The sequence below is a fragment of the Allofranklinella schreckenbergeri genome, assembly GCF_003703475.1.
Taxonomy (GTDB): domain Bacteria; phylum Pseudomonadota; class Gammaproteobacteria; order Burkholderiales; family Burkholderiaceae_C; genus Lampropedia; species Lampropedia schreckenbergeri.
The window spans coordinates 14,166-33,102 of sequence record NZ_RDQM01000012.1 but is presented as its reverse complement, the minus strand read 5'-3'; the positions used below and the strand labels follow the sequence as shown (position 1 = coordinate 33,102).

At 63.5% G+C, this 18,937-nt stretch carries 17 protein-coding genes; 7 read left to right on the top strand and 10 right to left on the bottom strand.

The genetic code is table 11. From position 1 onward, the window contains the following. Entirely contained in the window at positions 1–507 is a 507-nt protein-coding gene (coaD, locus tag EBQ26_RS09760; RefSeq protein WP_122238830.1) for a pantetheine-phosphate adenylyltransferase, read from the top strand. A 180-nt stretch (positions 508–687) separates the two neighbouring features. On the opposite strand, the gene EBQ26_RS09755 is transcribed toward coaD, so the two are convergent. The 9 genes from EBQ26_RS09755 to EBQ26_RS09715 all read right to left on the bottom strand — a co-directional run bounded on the left by EBQ26_RS09755 (position 688) and on the right by EBQ26_RS09715 (position 7,803). Next, complete coding sequence (locus tag EBQ26_RS09755) at positions 688–1,041, bottom strand: RNA recognition motif domain-containing protein (protein WP_122238829.1); 354 nt, start codon at positions 1,039–1,041, stop codon at positions 688–690. Positions 1,042–1,277: 236 nt separating this feature from the next. Beyond that, positions 1,278–2,516, bottom strand: a complete 1,239-nt coding sequence (locus EBQ26_RS09750; protein ID WP_122238828.1) for an ATP-binding protein — start codon at positions 2,514–2,516, stop codon at positions 1,278–1,280. 148 nt (positions 2,517–2,664) lie between these two features. Further along, positions 2,665–3,399, bottom strand: a complete 735-nt coding sequence (locus tag EBQ26_RS09745; RefSeq protein WP_122238827.1) for a response regulator — start codon at positions 3,397–3,399, stop codon at positions 2,665–2,667. 131 nt (positions 3,400–3,530) lie between these two features. Beyond that, positions 3,531–4,289, bottom strand: a complete 759-nt coding sequence (zapD, locus tag EBQ26_RS09740) for a cell division protein ZapD (protein WP_122238826.1) — start codon at positions 4,287–4,289, stop codon at positions 3,531–3,533. A gap of 310 nt (positions 4,290–4,599) precedes the next feature. Next, positions 4,600–5,052: a 50S ribosomal protein L9 gene (gene rplI / locus EBQ26_RS09735; protein ID WP_122238825.1), complete on the bottom strand. Its 453-nt coding sequence runs from the start codon at positions 5,050–5,052 to the stop codon at positions 4,600–4,602. Positions 5,053–5,066: 14 nt separating this feature from the next. Then, entirely contained in the window at positions 5,067–5,348 is a 282-nt protein-coding gene (rpsR, locus tag EBQ26_RS09730) for a 30S ribosomal protein S18 (protein WP_095538797.1), read from the bottom strand. An 80-nt stretch (positions 5,349–5,428) separates the two neighbouring features. After that, on the bottom strand, positions 5,429–5,803 hold the full coding sequence (rpsF, locus tag EBQ26_RS09725; RefSeq protein WP_122238824.1) for a 30S ribosomal protein S6: 375 nt from the start codon (positions 5,801–5,803) through the stop codon (positions 5,429–5,431). A 246-nt stretch (positions 5,804–6,049) separates the two neighbouring features. Beyond that, positions 6,050–6,550, bottom strand: coding sequence for a heme biosynthesis HemY N-terminal domain-containing protein (locus EBQ26_RS09720; protein WP_122238823.1), 501 nt, complete (start codon positions 6,548–6,550; stop codon positions 6,050–6,052). Further along, the gene (locus EBQ26_RS09715; RefSeq protein ID WP_147474040.1) at positions 6,550–7,803 is read right to left on the bottom strand and encodes a uroporphyrinogen-III C-methyltransferase; all 1,254 of its coding nucleotides are present in this window, start codon (positions 7,801–7,803) and stop codon (positions 6,550–6,552) included. Before EBQ26_RS09715 ends, EBQ26_RS09720 begins: the two co-directional genes overlap by 1 nt. Positions 7,804–8,053: 250 nt before the next feature. Between EBQ26_RS09715 and EBQ26_RS09710 the strand changes: the two genes are divergently transcribed. The 3 genes from EBQ26_RS09710 to EBQ26_RS09700 all read left to right on the top strand — a co-directional run bounded on the left by EBQ26_RS09710 (position 8,054) and on the right by EBQ26_RS09700 (position 12,445). Then, positions 8,054–10,267, top strand: coding sequence for a malate synthase G (locus tag EBQ26_RS09710; protein ID WP_122238870.1), 2,214 nt, complete (start codon positions 8,054–8,056; stop codon positions 10,265–10,267). Between the two features lie 110 nt (positions 10,268–10,377). Next, complete coding sequence (locus tag EBQ26_RS09705; protein ID WP_122238821.1) at positions 10,378–11,565, top strand: acetyl-CoA C-acyltransferase; 1,188 nt, start codon at positions 10,378–10,380, stop codon at positions 11,563–11,565. Between the two features lie 226 nt (positions 11,566–11,791). After that, on the top strand, positions 11,792–12,445 hold the full coding sequence (locus tag EBQ26_RS09700; RefSeq protein ID WP_122238869.1) for a LysE family translocator: 654 nt from the start codon (positions 11,792–11,794) through the stop codon (positions 12,443–12,445). Between the two features lie 21 nt (positions 12,446–12,466). On the opposite strand, the gene EBQ26_RS09695 is transcribed toward EBQ26_RS09700, so the two are convergent. Further along, on the bottom strand, positions 12,467–13,360 hold the full coding sequence (locus EBQ26_RS09695) for a transporter (RefSeq protein ID WP_122238820.1): 894 nt from the start codon (positions 13,358–13,360) through the stop codon (positions 12,467–12,469). 424 nt (positions 13,361–13,784) lie between these two features. Between EBQ26_RS09695 and feaR the strand changes: the two genes are divergently transcribed. From feaR to tynA, 3 genes are all read left to right on the top strand, one after another. Continuing rightward, positions 13,785–14,732, top strand: a complete 948-nt coding sequence (feaR, locus tag EBQ26_RS09690) for a transcriptional regulator FeaR (RefSeq protein WP_122238819.1) — start codon at positions 13,785–13,787, stop codon at positions 14,730–14,732. Between the two features lie 256 nt (positions 14,733–14,988). Then, positions 14,989–16,497, top strand: coding sequence for an aldehyde dehydrogenase family protein (locus tag EBQ26_RS09685; RefSeq protein ID WP_122238868.1), 1,509 nt, complete (start codon positions 14,989–14,991; stop codon positions 16,495–16,497). 96 nt (positions 16,498–16,593) lie between these two features. Continuing rightward, the gene (tynA, locus tag EBQ26_RS09680; protein WP_122238818.1) at positions 16,594–18,924 is read left to right on the top strand and encodes a primary-amine oxidase; all 2,331 of its coding nucleotides are present in this window, start codon (positions 16,594–16,596) and stop codon (positions 18,922–18,924) included. Positions 18,925–18,937 lie beyond the last annotated feature (13 nt).

The following is an 18,937-nucleotide window of genomic DNA, read 5'->3' as shown; positions in this document are numbered from 1 at the left end:
ATGCCCTCTGCCGCCACCCTGGCTGTTTTCCCCGGCACGTTTGACCCCATCACGCGCGGCCACGAGGAGATGATCCGCCGCGCTGCGCGCATGTTCGACCGCTTCATCGTCGCCGTGGCCGCCGGGCACCACAAGAAAACCCTGTTCACCCTGGCCGAGCGCATGGAGATGGCGCGCCAGGTGCTGGCCGATGTGCCCCATCTGAGCGTGCACAGCTTTGATGGCCTGATGTGCGATTTCATGCGCCAGCAAGGCGCCCACGTCATGGTGCGGGGCGTGCGCGGGGTGATGGATTTTGATTACGAAGTCCAGCTCGCGGGCATGAACCGCAAGCTCATGCCGGAGGCGGAAACCATTTTCATGACGCCATCGGAGCAGTACCAATACGTCAGCAGCACCTACGTGCGCGAGATCGCCACCCTGGGCGGCGAGGTGGCCTCTTTCGTGGCCCCGCTGGTCTATGAACGCCTGTGCGCCCGTGTTGCGGAGCGCGCGGCGCAGGCGTAGCAAAATTACAATTCAATAAGAAACAAAATCCACTTGTTTCGGCTTTATAGGGGTGAAGTGGATTTTCTGTTGATCTAAAAATAAAAAACCGGCTTGAAGGCGAACCTCAAGCCGGTTTTTTCTGCTGTGCCTGCGCGGCTCAAGCCGCGATCAGGGCTGGCGCAGGCAGGCGCTCAATGATTAATAGCTGTCGTGGTTTTGCTGGCCACCGCGATTGCCGCCGTAGGGGCTGCGGAAACCGCCGGGACGCTGGCCGCCGCCAAAGCCGCTGCGCGGGGGGCGTGGCTCCAGCGGGCGTGCTTCGTTCACAACGAGGCTGCGGCCGCCCATATCTTGCCCATGCATGCCGTTGATAGCGGCCTGGGCTTCGGCTTCGGAAGCCATCTCCACAAAACCAAAGCCTTTGGAGCGGCCGCTGTCGCGCTCCATCATGACCTTGGCGCTGACGACGGCGCCGAATTGGCTGAAAGTTTGTTCGAGATCGCCATCGCGAACGGAATACGGCAGATTGCCGACGTAAAGCTTGTTGCCCATGCGGGAACTCCTTGAAAACTGATGACCGAAGCGATGGGGCCCGGAGCAGGGCAACAAACATTTCCCTGAAATTCGCACGAAACCATTTAACACCGCACTGTGGTTGCGGCCAAAGGTGGAGAAGTTGCTCTCCCGCCTCTGGCCGCGCGCCATTATCACTGACAAATATCCGCAGACGCCTGCTGGCTTGCGCCCCGAGTGGGGGCAAGCGGCAAATTCGGCGCTGTTTGTCGCCTTTAGGTGATCTTTTGCGGCGGCAGCGCGGGCAAAGTCAGCACAAACACGGCGCCGCCGCCTTCGCGGCCTTCGCAACGCACGCTGCCGCCGTGGCGTTGGGCGATGGTGTGAACCAGCGCCAGGCCCAGGCCGACGCCGCCGGAGCGCTCGCTGGCGCCGGGGGCGCGGTAAAACGGCTCGAAGATGCGCTGGCGCAGCTCGGCGGGCACGCCGGGGCCGCGGTCGCTGACGTGGATGGCGATGTGCGCCGCAGGGCGGGCGGGCGTGGCGGGCAGCCAATGCAAGGCCAGCTCGACGGGGCCTTCGCTGTAGCGGCGGGCGTTTTCCAGCAGGTTGCGGATGGCGCGGCGCAGCAGCTTGGCTTCGCCCAGCACTTCCATCGTCCAGCCGCTTTCCGGGGCGGGCGAGGCCAGCTCCAGCTCGGCGCCAACGCGCGCGGCTTCTTCTGCGGCCAGGCCGATGATGTCCACGGCTTCGGTGGCCAGGGCGACGTCGTCGGCCAGATCCAGGCGGCTGGAGAGCAGGATTTCATCAATCAGTTGGTCCAGCTCGGCGATGTTGCGCTGGATTTCCTGCCGCGCGGCGTGGCTCGGGCCTGCGCCTGTTTCGGCCAGTTCCAGCCCCATGCGGATGCGCGCCAGCGGCGAGCGCAGCTCGTGCGAGGCGTTGGCCAGCAGGGTTTTGTGCGCGCGCACCAGGGTTTCAATGCGCGCGGCGGCGGCGTTGAATTGCCCGGCCAGATCGGCCACTTCGTCCGCGCCATCGATGGGCATGCGCACGGAGAGATCGCCCGCGCCGAATTTCTGCACGTTCAGCCGCAGCGTCTCCAGCCGCTTCATCAGGTGGCGGATGATGGGAAAGACGCCGATGACTACCGACAGGCCCACCAGCCCCAGCAGCCACAGGTAGCCAAAGGGGGGAGCCAACAGCAGCAGCTCCCAGTCGCTGGGCATGCGCGGCGGTGGGCGATCGCCCACGCGCGGGGCGAATTTGGCGATGTATTCGTGGCCCTGGTCGGTGGTGATGCCCAGCGAAAAGCCGCTGTCGTCGCTGGGGATATACAGCGACAGCCCGCGAATGGGGGGCTGTGGCTCATCAATGCGGGTGATGACGACTTCGCGCGGGGTGATGGTGCGCACGCGGTCGTTGCGTTGCTGCGCGACTTTCCAGCCCCAGGCGGCCACCAGCATCAGCAGGGCCACGCAGCCGACGACTGCCAGCCAGATGCGCAAGTACATGCGTTGGGAAAAGGGGTTGTTGCGCAAGGCCACGGCAGCGTCCTGGTGTGTAGCGGGCTTTTATTTTACATATCAAAAGAAAATAAAAATGCCTTTTTCGGCATGATGGTATTTGTTTTGTTTTTCTCTTGATTTGATTGACTGGAAATCAGTCTTGTTGCTTGGCAAAGACGTAGCCCACGCCGCGCACGGTGAGGATGCGGCGGGGGTTTTTGATGTCGGTTTCGATGGCGGCGCGAATGCGGCCCATGTGCACGTCGATGGAGCGGTCGAACGCCTCCAGCTCCCGGCCGCGCACGGCCTCCATGATTTGATCGCGCGTGAGCACGCGCCCGGCGCGCTCGGCCATGGTCACCAGCAGGTCGAACTGGTAGGAGGTCAGCTCTGCCTGGCGCTCGCCCACGGTGACGGTGCGCGCGCTGCGATCGATTTTGAGCGAGCCAAATTGCATGACGTCGTGCTCGCCGCCGGGCAAGGCGCCGACTTGCTGGCGGCGCAACAGGGCGCGGATGCGTGCCAGCAGCTCGCGCGGCTCAAAGGGTTTGGGCAGGTAGTCGTCGGCGCCGATTTCCAGCCCGATCACGCGGTCCATGGGATCGCCCTTGGCCGTGAGCATGAGAACGGGCAGGCGCGCCGCCGCGGTAGGTAGCGTGCGGATGTGGCGGCAGACGTCCAGGCCATCCATGTCCGGCAGCATCAAGTCCAGCAGCACCAAGGCGGGCAGTTGCTCCCCGCTTTTGTGCTGCAAATAGGCCAGGCCGGTTTGGGCGTCGGGCGCGTGCTCAATGCGAAAGCCCGATTGCGCCAGGTATTCAGACACCATTTGCGCCAGGCGCGCGTCATCCTCAATCATCAAAATGGTGCTGTTGAGGGAAGGATTCATGGCAATGCTTCAAGTAAAAAGGGCGAAAGCGCCCAAAGCGCGAACTATCGGCCCGCTGGAAGGCTGCACGGTTGGCCTGGCGTAAACCGCAGGTAAAAGCGGTGGCTGAGGTGGGGCAAGCCGGTTGCCGCTTACAAGCCGCAAATGGCGACTTCCAGCGAGAGGTCTTTCTGGGTGGGCACGGGTTTGCCTTCGCGCCCCTGCTCCATGAAACGCACCGACACCAGCAGCCGGTTGGCGCTGATTTCGGGCGTGACGTCATCGCGCGGATCAACCCACAAACGCAGGAGCTGAAACCCCCGCGTAGGCGGCAGGTTTTGCTGGAACTGGCCGCGCGTGACGGCGACGCGGTGGGCCGTGCCGGTGTCGCGGATGAGCTTGAGCAGCAGAAAAACCGTGTCGGCCACGGGCGTGAGGCTGTTGGCCCAGGTTTCCAGGTCGCGTAGCCGCGTGGCCGAAGGGCGGTGCAGCCAATGGTGAAACAGCGGCAAATCAAAGTTGCACACCCCGCCTGGAATGCCCATGCGGCTGCGAATCTGGGTGAGCCACTCGCTGCCGTCGAGTAACTGGCCGGGCTTGCCGGCCATGGTGGTGAGGTTTTTGGCGCAGTAGTCGATGCGGGTGAAGATGCGATCGAGCACGCTGTGGTCGATGTCCGGGTAGTCCTTATAGATTTGGAGCGCGGCGCGCTGGCGCTCCAAATCCTTGAGCATGTCGGTTTTGAGATCGGTGCGCGCAGCCACATCGGCGGCCTCGAAAATGGTTTGCAGCGCGTATTGGTGGTCGATGACGTCGGAGCGGCCCAGCAGCTCTTGCAAACGCAGCAGCAGATACTCCAGACGCAGGTAGGTCCGGATGCGTTCGTTAAAGGGGTATTCGTAAAGTATCACCTGCCCTGGCCCTCGTCGTGCGATGTTCTTGCTGTCTTGGATGGCATGAGAGCCTGTTCGCCATCGTCGCACGGTGACAGACGGCGGATGGGGTGGTTGGTGGCGTTGCAAATGCCAAACCGCATCGCGCGCATGCGTGCCGAAATCTTGAACAGGCTCTTACATTTTTGTTGCAAGCCGTTGATTCGTATATGAATAGTCGATTCTAGTGCAGAAGCGAGGCGGGCTTGCCATCGGCTTTTGCCCTACTGGCTGACAAGGCGCAAAAAAACCGCCATGAAGGCGGTTTGGGGTTTGTGCACCAAGCGAATCAAGCGGTTTCGCCGTAAACGGTGACGGTGATCTCGGCTTGCACGTCGGTGTGCAGCTCAACGATAACCGTTGTATCGCCCACGGTTTTGATGGGGCCTTGGGGCAGACGCACTTGGGATTTGTGCACGTCGTAGCCTTGCTTGACCAGCTCGGCAGCGATGTCGTGGTTGGTCACCGAGCCGAAGAGGCGGCCATCCACACCGGCTTTTTGCGACAGGCGGATGACGGCGCCGGAGAGCTTCTCACCCATGGCTTGGGCGGCGGCCAGTTTTTCGGCGGCGGCTTTTTCCAGCTCGGCGCGGCGGGCTTCAAATTCGGCCTTGGCAGCGGCGGTGGCGCGGCGCGCACGGCCTGTGGGGATGAGGAAGTTGCGGGCGTAGCCGTCCTTGACGGTCACGATTTCGCCGAGGTTGCCCAGATTGACAACTTTTTCCAGAAGAATGATTTGCATGATGGGTCGCTCCCTCAGATCTTGTGCTGGTCGGTGTAGGGCAGCAAAGCCAGAAAGCGTGCACGCTTGATGGCGGTGTTGAGCTGGCGCTGGTAGATGGCGCGTGTGCCGGTCAGGCGCGCGGGGATGATCTTGCCGTTTTCGGCGATGAAGTCGCGCAGGGTATCGACGTCTTTGTAGTCGATTTCCTCTACACCAGCGACGGTGAAGCGGCAAAAGCGCTTGCGGCGAAACAGCAGGTTCTGGTTATTGCGCTTTGGGCGGCGGTCTTTGTTGAAGCGTTTGGGTCCGGCCATGATGGGCTCCTGAATTCAGATAAAGGGGAAGGAAGACGCGGGCAAGCAGCGGCGCGGCTGGGGCTATGGGGCCAGCCAGCTTAATCGCGCGAGGCTTGCTCGGAAGCCTGGGCGTTCTTGCGTGCTTCTTCGCGCTCGACCGTCTTCATCATGGCCGAGGGGGCTGTTTCGGCCTTGGCTTTTTGCACGGTGAGCTGGCGCAGCACCGCGTCGTTAAAGCGGAAGGCGTGGGCCAGTTCGTCCATGACGGCTTGGCCAGCTTCGATGTTCAGGCACAGGTAATGGGCTTTGGCCAGTTTGTCGATGGGGTAAGCCAGTTGGCGGCGGCCCCAGTCTTCTTCGCGGTGGATTTTGCCGCCGCCTTCGACGATCATGCTCTTGTAGCGCTCGAGCATGGCAGGCACTTGTTCGCTTTGATCCGGGTGGATCAGCAAAACGATTTCGTAGTGACGCATGGATCAACTCCTTGTGGAATGAAAATGCCATGCCGCAAGCGCCTTGTGCGGGCGCGGCGTCAACCTGGCGGCTATGGCAAGGAAACCGCGCATTATATACGCTCAGTTGTTTGTGGGTGGTTGCGTTGCGAGGATGCCCAAATCATGAGCGCAAAGTTGATTTCCAATTCATGAGAAAATTCATATCAATGCATATTTGCTGAAATGACATTTTTTATTTTCTTTTGATTGGTAATTTGGCGAGATTCAATGCTCTTGGTCCAGCCCGTGGGGTGCCACAGCGTAGCTTGGGCTGAGGGGCTGGGTTTGCGCGCGGGTGGCGGCTTCGCGCAGCCAGGCGTTGGCGTTGAGCAGGCTTTGCTGTTCCCGGGTTTCGCGCGCGCTGGCTGGCGGTGGCAGGGTGGCCAGCAGGTGTTGCACATGGGCGGCTTCTTCCAGCGCCTGTTCCCAACGCTCTTGGGCCAGGTGTTCCGCCGCGCGCGCGAAAGCGTGGTGGGCGGCCAGGTCGTGCCGGTGGTCGCGCCAGATTTTGGCTTCCGTGGGCATGCGCCAGACGGAGGCAATGGCCCAGGCGAGCAAGGCGGCCAGGGCGAGAAAGAGCGCCAACCCGACCAGTAGCAGGTTGAGCGAGAGGTCGATGCGCCAGGGATGCCAAAACAGCGCGACGGTGGCGCGGTTGCTGCCCAGAAACAAGGCGGCCGCCACGGCGCAGGCAAAGAGCGCGAGGGTCCATAAAGCGCTGCGCATCAGCGTTTCCCTTTCGAGGCGCTGGCAGCGCCGGGCGCGGGCAGGCTTTGGTGGGCGGCCTGGATGGCCACCAAGGTTTCGGTGATGGCCGGCGATTGCACGGTCTGGAGGTGGTCTTGCAACTGCCGCAAGGTGCGCAGCGCCTGGCGCGTGCGGGGGGCGTTGGTGTCGTAGTACTTTTGCAGCAGGGTTTGCACGGCGGCGAGGTCGGCGCGGACGGCTTCGCTTTGGCGCGCCAGCAGGCCCATGCGGGCGTTCATGAGTTGCAGGCGGATGTTTTCGCGCAGGAAGAAGGTTTGCTCCCGGTTGAGCAGGGCGGCTTCGGGCGCGTCGATGCGCTGCACGCGCACGAGTTCGCCCAGCCCGGTGCGCATGCCGTGCCACCAGGGGGCTGGCGAGTCGGTCTGAGTCGCAGCGGGATTGGGGTCCGGGTTGGCTTCGGCGGATGTTGCGGTTGGCTCGCTGGGTTGGCGGGGGGCGCTTGTGGGGCCGATTTCTACCGTGGGAGCAGTGGCAGGGGGCGATGCGACAGGCGTAGCCACAACAGGCGCTTGGGCGAGGGCGGGTTGCTCTGCCATCGGGAGGGGGGGCAGGCCATTGGCCAGAGGCAGAAGCTCCAGTTGCGCGAGCAATTTGTCGATGCGCCCGAGCAGGCCGGCGGTGTCGGTCATGGCCGTGTGGGTCAGGCGTTGCAAGTCGCGCTCAATGGCGCGCTGGATGGCGCTCAGGCGTGGTGCGTCGGCGCGCTCCACCCGCTGGCTGGCGTTGCGCAGGGCTGCGATCAGAGGGTCGGCCAGCCCGGTCAATTGGGCTTGTTGCTGGGCCAGGCGCAGAGACGCCTCAATGTCGTTGAGCATGGTTTCGTCGCGGCTGCGCGAAAGCTCGAACGCCATTTGTTCAATACGGCTGCGCTGCAAGGTGTATTCATTGATGCGCGCTTCATTCAGGCTGACTTGAGCGGCCGAGTCGCGCGCCAGCGCCAAGGCTTCGTGCGAGAGGGTGCGCGCTTCGATGGCTTGTTCGTGGATGGCGCCCGATTGAAGCGCCAACTGCTCCTGCATGCGGTGGAGACGCTGCCCTTGGTTGTAGGCCAGCAGCAGGGCCAGCGCAGCGGCACCCGACAGCAGCCATGCGCCCCAGGCGGGCAAGGCTACGGGCTTGCGCCAGCGCGCAAGGACGCCGGGCAACGCAGCAGCAGGCGGCGGCGCAGCCCGCTTGCGCGGCTGGGGGGGGTGGCGAGGGGGTTCTTCCACGGGCGCTGGCTGGGGTTGATGCGAGGCTTGGGATCATAGCCACGCTGCCCTGGCCAGCATGCAGCAACTGCCTTCTGAAGCGGCTGTGAGGCGGTTTTACATGCGCGCTGTGGGGCATTTGCCGCAATCGGATGGGTGCAGAGGGCGCGGGGGCATCGGCTGGAGGTGCGCGGCGGTTTCGCCTGCGCGGGGGAATCGCTCATGCACAATAGCCGCCCTCTAGACCATTCACGGAGCCGCCCCCATGCCCATGCAGAGAATCCCCGTCCACCACTTGCAGGTTGCCCAAACGCTTAAATCTTTCGTCGATGAGCGCGTGTTGCCCGACATCGGCGTCTCCAGTGAGGCGTTCTGGCAAGGGCTGGACGCCATCGTGCAGGAATTTGCCCCCAAGAACGCCGCCTTGCTGGCCGAGCGCGACCGCTTGCAAACGGAGCTGGATACCTGGCACCGCGCGCACCCGGGGCCGATCAAAGACTTGGCGGCGTATCGCCAATTCCTTGAAAGCATCAATTACATCGTGCCCAATCCGGCCGAAGCGCACGCCTGCACGGCCAATGTGGATGCGGAATTGGCCACCCAGGCCGGGCCGCAATTGGTGGTGCCAATCTTGAATGCGCGCTATGCACTCAACGCCGCCAATGCGCGTTGGGGGTCGCTGTACGACGCGCTCTATGGCACCGACGCCATTGGCAGCGAAGATGGCGCAGAGGCGGGCGCGGGCTACAACCCGGTGCGCGGCGCGAAGGTGATTGCCTATGTGCGCCAGTTTCTGGATGAGGCCGCGCCGCTGGCCAATGGTTCGTACAAAGATGCCACCGCCCTGGCGGTGGAGGGGGGCAAGCTGGTGGTCAGCTTGGGTAATGGTTTGAGCACGGGCTTGGCCGATGCAGCGCAGTTCGTGGGCTACCAAGGCGATGCGGCCGCACCTTCCTCGGTGCTGCTTGCCCATCATGGCCTGCACATCGACATCCGCATCGACCGCTCTACCCTGATTGGCAAGGACGATGCGGCGGGCATCAGCGACGTGGTGCTGGAGGCGGCCTTGTCCACCATTCTGGATTTGGAAGACTCCGTGGCGGCCGTGGATGCGCAAGACAAAGTGGCCGCCTACGCCAACTGGCTGGGCATTTTGCGCGGCACACTCAGCGAGGAGGTCAGCAAAGGCGGCAAGACCTTCACCCGCCGCCTCAACGCCGACCGCGAATACACCGGCGCCAACGGCCAGCCGCTCAAGCTCCACGGCCGCGCGCTGATGTTCCTGCGCAATGTGGGCCACTTGATGACCAATCCCGCCATTCTCTGGACGGGCGAGGACGGCCAGGTGCGCGAAATCCCCGAAGGCATCATGGATGCCGCCATCACCACCGCCATCGCCTTGCACGACCTCAAGGGCCTGGGCGAAAACGGCATCCGCAACTCGCGCACCGGCTCGGTCTATATCGTCAAGCCCAAGATGCACGGCCCGGCCGAAGTGGCTTTTGCCAACGCGCTGTTTGGCGCGGTGGAAAAGCTGCTGGGCCTGCCCGAGCACACCGTCAAGCTGGGCATCATGGACGAGGAGCGCCGCACCTCCGTCAACCTCAAGGCTTGCATCGCCGCCGCGCCTGCGCGTGTGGCTTTCATCAACACGGGTTTTCTGGATCGCACGGGCGACGAAATCCACTCCGTCATGCAAGCGGGTCCCGTGTTCCGCAAGGGCGATATGAAAACCAGCGCCTGGATTGCCGCTTATGAAAAGCACAACGTGCTGGTGGGCCTGTCCTGCGGGTTGCGTGGGCGCGCGCAAATCGGCAAGGGCATGTGGGCCATGCCCGATTTGATGGCCGAGATGCTGCGGCAAAAAATCGGCCACCCCAAGGCGGGCGCCAACACCGCCTGGGTGCCCTCGCCCACCGCCGCCACCTTGCACGCCTTGCACTACCACCAGGTGGACGTGGCCGCCGTGCAGCAGGCGCTGGAACAAGAGCTGGCCGAAAGCAGCTATGAGGCGCGCCGCGATAGCCTGCTGGCCGATTTGCTCACCATCCCCGTGGTGCCCGAAGCCAAGTGGAGCGAAGCCGAGCGCCAGCAAGAGCTGGACAACAACGTGCAAGGCATCCTGGGCTACGTGGTGCGCTGGGTCGATCAAGGCGTGGGCTGCTCCAAGGTGCCCGACATCAACGATGTCGGCTTGATGGAAGATCGCGCCACGCTGCGCATTTCCAGCCAGCACATTGCCAACTGGCTGCTGCATGGCATCGTCACCGAAGCGCAAGTGCGCGCCACTTTCGAGCGCATGGCTGCGGTGGTGGATCAGCAAAACGCTGGCGATCCGCACTATCAGAAGATGGCGGGCAACTTCGAGACGTCCTATGCCTACCGCGCCGCTTGCGACCTGGTCTTCCAGGGCGCGGCCCAGCCCAGCGGCTACACCGAGCCGCTGCTGCACGCCTGGCGGTTGCGCTTTAAAGCCCAGGACTGAGTGGCTGCGTTGCCGCTTGACCCTCACCCCGCTGCCGCAAGGCAGCGCCCCTTTTTCCCCTGGCGCGGGCCAAGTCTTGGCCTGCGTCGTTACCACTCTCAGGAGATCACATGAGCAATTCAAGCGAATCCATTGTCATCCTCAGCGCTGTGCGCACCCCCATGGGCAGCTTCCAGGGCGATTTCAGCGCCTTGCAAGCTTGGGAACTCGGCGCCGTCGCCATCAAGGGCGCGCTGGAGCAGGCCGGCGTGGCCCCCGAGAAGGTGGATGAAGTGTTCTTTGGCAACGTGCTGACCGCTGGCCAGGGCCAGGCGCCCGCCCGCCAGGCCACATTGGCCGCTGGCCTGCCCAAGGCCGTGCCCTGCACCACTGTGGGCAAGGTGTGCGGCTCGGCCATGAAAGCCGCCATGTTCGGCCACGATGCGCTCAAGGCCGGCTCGATTGATGTGGCCGTTGCTGGCGGTATGGAGAGCATGACCAACGCCCCCTACCTGCTCAAAAAAGGCCGTGGCGGCTACCGCATCGGCCACGACAAAGTGTTTGACCACATGATGCTCGACGGCCTGGAAGACGCCTACACCGGCGGCTCCATGGGTTCCTTTGGCGAAATGTGCGCGGAGAAATACCAATTCACGCGCGAGCAGCAAGACGCCTTTGCCACCGCCAGCGTCACCCGCGCGCAAAAAGCCATTGAAAGCGGCGCGTTCAAAGACGAAATCGTCCCCGTCACCGTCAAAACCCGCAAGGGCGAAGTCGTGATCGACAAAGACGAAGGCCCCGGCAAGATCAACGTGGAGAAAATCCCCGCGCTCAAGCCCGCCTTCAAGAGAGACGGCACCATCACCGCCGCCGCCAGCTCCAGCATCAACGACGGCGCTGCCGCCCTGGTGCTGGTGCGCGAATCCACCGCCAAAGAGCTGGGCGCCAAGCCCATTGCCCGCATCGTCAGCACCGCCCAGCACGCGCAAGAGCCTGCGTGGTTCACCACCGCCCCTGTGGATGCCGCCCGCAAGGCCCTGGACAAAGCCGGCTGGAGCGTGGACGACGTGGATCTGTGGGAAGTCAACGAAGCCTTTGCCGTGGTGACCATGGCACTGATGGAAGAACTCAAAGTGCCGCACGAGAAGGTCAACGTCAACGGCGGCGCTTGCGCCCTGGGCCACCCCATCGGCGCCAGCGGCGCGCGCATTCTGGTCACTTTGCTGCACGCCCTCAAAGCCCGCGGTCTGAAAAAAGGCCTGGCCACGCTGTGCATTGGCGGCGGCGAGGCTACCGCCGTCGCGGTGGAGATGCTGTAATTGGCATCCCATCGCATTACAAATCAAAGTAAATTATTGAATTGAAAATTTAAGACTGGCATTGCCGAAATAGATTTTCAATATTTCTTATTGATTTGTAATATCAAGGCCGTTGTACTGCCCTGCATGCCAGGTCGGTGCAACGGCCTCTTTGCTGGGCTGCCTGGCAGGTGCACGCCGCAAGCTGCAACCCGCAAGCCCTTACCGCCTTGAAAAAGATGTGGCCATGCTCGCGCTCAATACCGACGTTTTATTGCCGTTTTTCAGCCTGTCCGTGCTCTTGGCCTTGACGCCGGGGCCAGACAACTTGTTCGTGCTCATCCAATCGGCGCAGCACGGCTGGCGCGCAGGCATGCTGGTGGTACTGGGCTTAGGCCTGGGACTGGTTGGACACACCTGCGCTGTTGCCCTGGGGTTGGCGGCGGTGCTGATGGCCTCGCCCGCTGCATTCACGCTGATGAAAACCGTGGGGGCGCTCTATCTGCTCTGGCTGGCTTGGGGCGCGTGGAACGCGCCAGCCACCGCGCGCCCGGCCATCGCCGCGCAGGCAGCGCCCACATCCTTGCCCAAACGCCCCTGGCGCTGGATCGGGCGTGGCATCTTCATGAACTTGAGCAACCCCAAAGTGCTGATGTTTTTTCTGGCCTTTTTGCCGCAGTTCGTGGACGCCAGCCGCGGTCAGGTCAGCCAGCAAATCGCCCTGCTGGGTGCGATTTTTGCTTTGGCCGCTTTCTGGGTTTTTGGCGCGATTGCGGTGTTCAGCGGCTTCTTCGGCCAATGGTTGCAAGGCTCGGCGCGCGCGCAGCGCTGGCTTAACCGTACGGCCAGCGTCGTGTTTGTTGCACTGGCGGCGCGGCTGCTGCTGGCCGGGTGGGGGTGAGCGCCTGTCTGCGCTGTCGGCTCAAAACGCAAAGACGGTGCGCGCCTGCCAGGCCTTCACCGGGCTGCCGTTGCGCACGCGCACATCGTCGCTGTATTGCAGTTGCAGCTGGAAGCTGTCGGTGAACTGATGGGCCCAGGTGAGCAGGAGGTTGGTGTCGCTCTTGCTGCCCAGCACGGTGGCGCCGTGCAGGGTTTCGCGCGCGCCCCAGCTTTGGCGCAGGCTCACGGCCAGGCGGGTTTGCGGCGACCAGTGGTAGCTCAAGTGGGCAAAGGCGCGGGCCATCGGGCGGCGGCGCACGTCGGTGGATTTGTCGCGGCTATAGGTTTCGACTTGGCCGATGAGGTCGAGCGACCAGTGCCGACCCAGGGGCATGAGGTAGGCGGCCTCCAGATCCAGCGCGTAGCGGTCTTCGCTGATGGCAAAGCCGTTTTTGCGGTGCGCGCCCGTTGGCAGCGTGAGGTAGGCAGCCCAGGCGGCGTGGTGGCCTGTTTCGTGGTTTTCCAACATCCAGTAGGTGGCGCCCAGTTGCAGGTTGCCCAGGCCGCTGGCGCGGTAGCCAACCGAGTGCACGCGCTGGCGGGAAAAGGGGGCGATGAGCTCGAAGTCCATGGTTTTGCCGCCGACGGTGGTGTAGTGCATCAGGCGCGCGACGCCGACATCCATCCGCAGGCCCAGGCCGTTTTCGACCTGGCGGCCGTCGGCATGGACTTTGTCGCCGCTGATGTGCTGGGCGTAGAGGGCAAATACGGTGGCGCCGGCAGGGGCGGGGACGTAGTCGCCCGGGTCGGGCGTTCCGGCGGCGTGGGCGGTGGCCAGCAGGCAAACGAGGCCGAGCGCGGCGCTGGCCCGGAGCGCGGGCCGGGCGCACGGCAGGCTGTGCGGGGCGCAGGTGGTGGGGCGGGATTGAGTCATGAGGCGGGTGCTCCTTGTTTTTTGGGTTGTCTGGACGGGCAGGCGCCCGGCGGTGCGCGCGCCTGCCCATTAACCGTCAATTTGCTTTTTGGGGCATAGCGGGAATCTGCCAAATGCATGTCCCGGCGTGACAAAAGCAGGCCGGGGCGAGTGGGGTGTTTGATTTTCCAAGTCAAAAAGAAATAAAATATTGCATTTATGGCAACTAATACAATAAATCATTTTTACTTTGATTTATAATTATGCGAGGCGGGCGCGCGGATCACGCAGGTCCGCCGAGAGATTGGGAAAACCCTGAACCGGCTGCGGGAAGCTTCGTGTTTTAATTTTTTGACACTGTTTTGCGCCGCATGCATGGCGGCTCCCGGGTGTTTTCCGGGGGCCCCGGATGCGTTTTTTTCAGATTCCCCCAAAAAGGTTTGGCATGCCTTCCGTCGGACACGTTGCTTGCAGCCGGGCATTCGATGCCTGGGCTGCCGCCATCAATCACTCCTGTGGGAGCTTTCGCGTGCAGACCCGCGCGGTGGGCTTTTCCGGCAGTCTCAAGGCCTACGAGAGCAGCGCCGTGCGCGCCAGTCTGGTGGAGGCCAGCGATGGCACGCAGCTGCTGCGCACGAGCGAGGATGTACGCAAGGACGGCAGCGACAAGTTCTTCGCCGTGCTGCAATTGCGCGGCCGTTGCGGCATTGCGCAGCGCGATGCGCAGGCGCTGCTTTTGCCGGGGGACATCACGTTGGTGGATGCGGCCCAGCCTTTTGATGTGCAGTTCATTACCACGGCGCGGCAGGTGTCGCTGATCGTGCCGCGCCAGGCGCTGGAGCGCAATTTGCGCGCCATGCGCGTGCACTGCGCGCGGCGCATACCGGCTTCGTCTGCGGTGGCAGGGCTGGTGCGGCACCTGATGCTGGCCACGCTGGGCCAGATCCATGCAGGCCTGGGGCGCAGCGAGGGCGAGGCGGCGCTGGATGCCATGGTGCATTTGCTGCGCCCGGCCATCGACCAGGCGCAGGAGGGAGAGCATCCGGACGGTGGCGGGCGCTTGCAGCGCGCCCTGGACTTCATCGAGCGTCATATTGATGCCGAGGAGCTGGGGCCGGAGGCGATTGCCCGGGGTATCGGCATTTCCGTGCGTGGCTTGTACCGCCTGTTTGCCGCCCAGGGGCTGGCGGTGGGCCAGTACATACGCAACCGGCGGCTGGATTTGTGCGCCGAGACTTTGCGCAGCGCCACCTGTCCGCAAAAGCTGGCAGCGGTGGCGTACAGCTGGGGGTTTGCCGATCCCAGCCACTTTTCCACGGCCTTCAAGGCGCGTTTTGGCGTCTCGCCAGGGCAATACCGGCGCCAGCATTTGGGCGGTGCGGCGCCCCATTGACGGTGGGCGGGGCTGACGGTTGGCAGTTCGCTGCGCACGGCTGCATCACGGCGCCTTGTGCGTGGCAGGGGTGCGCAAGGCGGCCCAGGCTGGCAGTGTGGCGCATGAATTGGGCAGGCACAGCAAAGCCTGCCAAGGGCAATGTTTCTACCATCTGCTCCATCACGACATGGCCGGTGTGCGCAAAAAGGGGCCTGCCAGCCCCGGTGTTGCAGGGCCTGGCCATGAAGCCACAACCACAGATGGAGACACAACGATGGCGCAAGTTGAACTGTTGGCTGCCGTGCAGGCTTTTCTGGCCCGCACGCATGGCAGTTTCATCGAGGGCAAGGCCGTTGCGACGGCGCGCACCTTGCCGGTTTACAACCCGGCCACGGGGGACGTGATCGCCATGGCGGGCGATGGCGATGCCGACGTGGTGGATGCGGCGGTTCGCAGCGCCCACACAGCCTGGCGCGATGGCCGCTGGAGTGGTTTGCGCCCGGCAGAGCGCGAGCGCATTTTGCTGGCCTTTGCCGCGCTGGTGCAGGCGCATGCCGAGGAGTTGGCGCAACTGGAAACGATCAACCAGGGCAAGTCCATCAACCTGTCGCGCATGCTCGATGTGGCGGCGACGGTGGAGTTCATGCGTTACATGGCGGGTTGGGCCACCAAGCTGCACGGGGAGTCGCTGGACTTGTCCATCCCCATTCCGCCGGGCATGCGCTACACGGGCTATACGCGGCGCGAGCCGGTGGGTGTGGTGGCAGGCATCGTGCCCTGGAATTTCCCGATGATGATTGCCGCCTGGAAGGTGATGCCTGCGCTGGCGGCGGGGTGCAGCGTGGTCATCAAGCCATCGCCGGAGACGCCGCTCTCGGCGCTGCGTCTGGCCGAGCTGGCGCTGGAGGCTGGCGTGCCACCGGGGGTGTTCAATGTGGTCACGGGCGGGGGCGAAACCGGGCAGGCGCTGGTGTCGCACCCGTTGGTGGCCAAGGTGTCGTTCACCGGCTCGACCCAAACGGGCAGGCGGGTAGGGCATGCGGCGCTGGAGCACATGGCCCGCTTCACGCTGGAGCTGGGCGGCAAAAACCCCATGCTGGTATTTGCCGATGCCGATATCGAGCAAGCCGTCCAGGGGGTGATGCTGGGGGGCTTGCTCAACCAGGGGCAGGTGTGCGCTGCGGCCTCGCGCATTTACGTTCACGCCTCGCGCCATGACGATTTTGTCAATGCGCTGGCGGCGGCGGTGTCCACGCTCACGCTGGGGCCGGGGCTGGACCCGGGGGCACAAGTCAACCCGGTGGTTTCGCGCCGCCAGCAGCAATCCATCGAGAGCTACATCGCCTCGGCCCGCCAGGAGGGGGCGCAACTGGCAGCAGGCGGCCAGCCTGTGGGTGGAGCTGGCTTTTTCGTGCAGCCCACCGTGCTGTCCGGCGTTTCACAGGCGATGACGGTGGCCCGCGAGGAGATCTTCGGCCCGGTGCTGTCCGTACTGCGTTTTGATGACGATGAAGAAGCCTTGCGTCTGGCCAACGACAGCCAATACGGCTTGGGCGCCAGCCTGTGGACCCGCGACATCAACCGCGCCATGAGCCTGATTCCGCGTGTTGAAGCAGGCACGGTCTGGGTGAACACCCATGTGCTGCTTGACCCCAGCATGCCCTTTGGCGGCTACAAGCAATCAGGCATGGGGCGCGAGTTCGGGCGCCATGCCGTCGAGGGCTGCACGGAGATCAAGTCCGTCTGCATTGCGCATCCGGCGTCTGGCGCTGCTGCGCCGTAAACGGGTGTCCGGCAGCCAGGGCGCCGCCGATCACCGCCAGGCGCGCTCCCGCTTTGGGGCGCACCCCTATCGCTTCGCACAACGAGAGGAACCATCATGATGACGACTCCCCACCACCCATTTGCGCAGCCCGCATCCTTGTTTCGCCGCAGCGCGCTGGCGCTGGCTCTTGGCAGTGCGTTGTTGGCGCCCGCCGGCCAGGCGCTGGCCCATGGCGCACCGGCCAAGATGGTGCCGCTGGAGCAAACGCTCAAGGATTTCGGTGCCACCGTGCGCTGGGACGACTACGCCGGTCTTTACGACATCCAGCGCAACAGCACCATGGTGCGCGCCAAGCCAGGGGCGCACACCATCCTGGTCAACGGCAAACCGTTGAAGCTGAACGTGCCGGTGACGATCCAGAACGGCCAGGCCATGGTGGCCGAAGAATTCATCAACGACGTGTTCCAGTCGGGGCTGGACACCACATTCGTCATCGAGGAAAAGCCCAGCCCGCTCAACCCGCTGACCGCAGACGAGCTCACCGCCGCAGTGGGCATCATCAAAGCCAGCGGCCACTTCAAGCCCGGCATGCGTTTTGCCGAGATCTCGCTCAAAACGCCGCCCAAAGAGCAAGTCTGGGAATTCGCCTTGCAGGGCAAGCCCGTCAGCGCAGGGCGAAAAGCAGTCTTCACCATTCTTGACGGCAAGAAGGTGTACGAGGGCACAGTGGACTATGGCGCCAGGCAAGTGCAGGGCTGGAAGGAGATCAAAGGTGCGCACGGCATGGTGCTGCTCGACGATTTCGAAACCGTGCAAAAGGCCATTGAAGCCAGTGCGGAGTACGCCGCCGCGCTGGCCAAGCGCGGCATCAAGGATGTTTCCAAAGCCGTGGCCACACCGCTGACGGTGGGTTATTTCGGCGGCAAGGACCAACTCAAACAGGAAGACCGCTTGCTGAAGGTTGCCAGCTATCTGGACACTGGCGATGGCAACTACTGGGCGCACCCCATCGAGAACCTGATTGCCGTGGTCGATCTGGAAAAGAAAGCGGTGGTGAAGGTGGAGGACGCGGGCGTCATCCCCGTCCCGATGGCTGCACGCCCCTATGACGGCAGCGACCGCGCCAAGCGCCCCGCCATCAAGCCGCTGGAAATTCTGGAGCCGCAAGGCAAAAGCTACTCCATTGCGGGCAACACCCTGCGCTGGCAGAACTGGGAATTTCACTTCCGCCTGGATTCACGCGTGGGCCTGCTGCTCTCCACCGTCACCTACAACGACAAGGGCGTCAAGCGCAAAGTCCTCTATGAAGGCTCGCTGGGCGGCATGATCGTGCCCTATGGCGACCCGGACGTGGGCTGGTACTACAAGGCTTACCTGGACTCCGGCGAGTACGGCATGGGCACCCTGACCTCCCCCATCGAACGCGGCAAGGACGTGCCGCAAAACGCCGTGTTGCTCGATGCAACGCTGCCCGACTACACCGGCCGGCCTACCCTCATTCCCAACGCGATTGCCGTGTTCGAGCGTTACGCCGGCCCCGAATACAAGCACCAGGAAATGGGCCGCCCCAACGTCAGCGCCGAGCGCCGTGAGCTGGTCGTGCGCTGGATCAGCACCGTGGGCAACTACGACTACATCTTCGACTGGGTGTTTGCGCAAAACGGCACCATCGGCATCAATGCGGGTGCCACCGGCCTTGAAGCCGTCAAAGGCGTCAAGGCCCGAACCATGCAAGACCCTACCGCCGAGGAGGACACCCGGTTTGGCACCTTGATCGACCACAACATCGTAGGCACCACGCACCAGCACATCTACAACTTCCGGCTGGATCTGGACGTGGATGGCGAGAAAAACACCTTGACCGAAATCGACCCCGTCGTCGCGCCCAACCCCCGTGGCGGCCCGCGCACCAGCACGATGCAAACCCGGACCCGCACCGTGCCCAACGAACAGCAGGCCGCGCAGAAATTCGATCCCGGCACGGTCCGCCTGCTGAGCAACACCAACAAACTCAACCGCGTGGGCAACCCCGTGTCCTACCAGCTCATCCCCTACGCAGGCGGCACCCACCCCGTGGCCAAGGGAGCCAACTTCGGCCAGGACGAATGGATTTACAACCGCTTGCGCTTCATGGACAAGCAGCTATGGGTGACCCAATACAAGCCAGATGAGCTTTTCCCGGAAGGCAAATACCCGAACCGCTCTGACAAGGACACAGGCCTGGGCCAGTTCACCGCCGATGACGAAAACATCGTCAACACCGACAACGTCGTGTGGCTGACCACGGGCACCACCCACGTTGCCCGGGCGGAAGAGTGGCCCATCATGCCGACCGAATGGGTCCATGTGCTGCTCAAGCCCTGGAACTTCTTCAATGAAACCCCGACGATGGATTTGCTGGCGCCAGAGGAGATGAAAGAAGACCGGCCGCACCGCCATCCCTGAAAGCCTGTTCGGG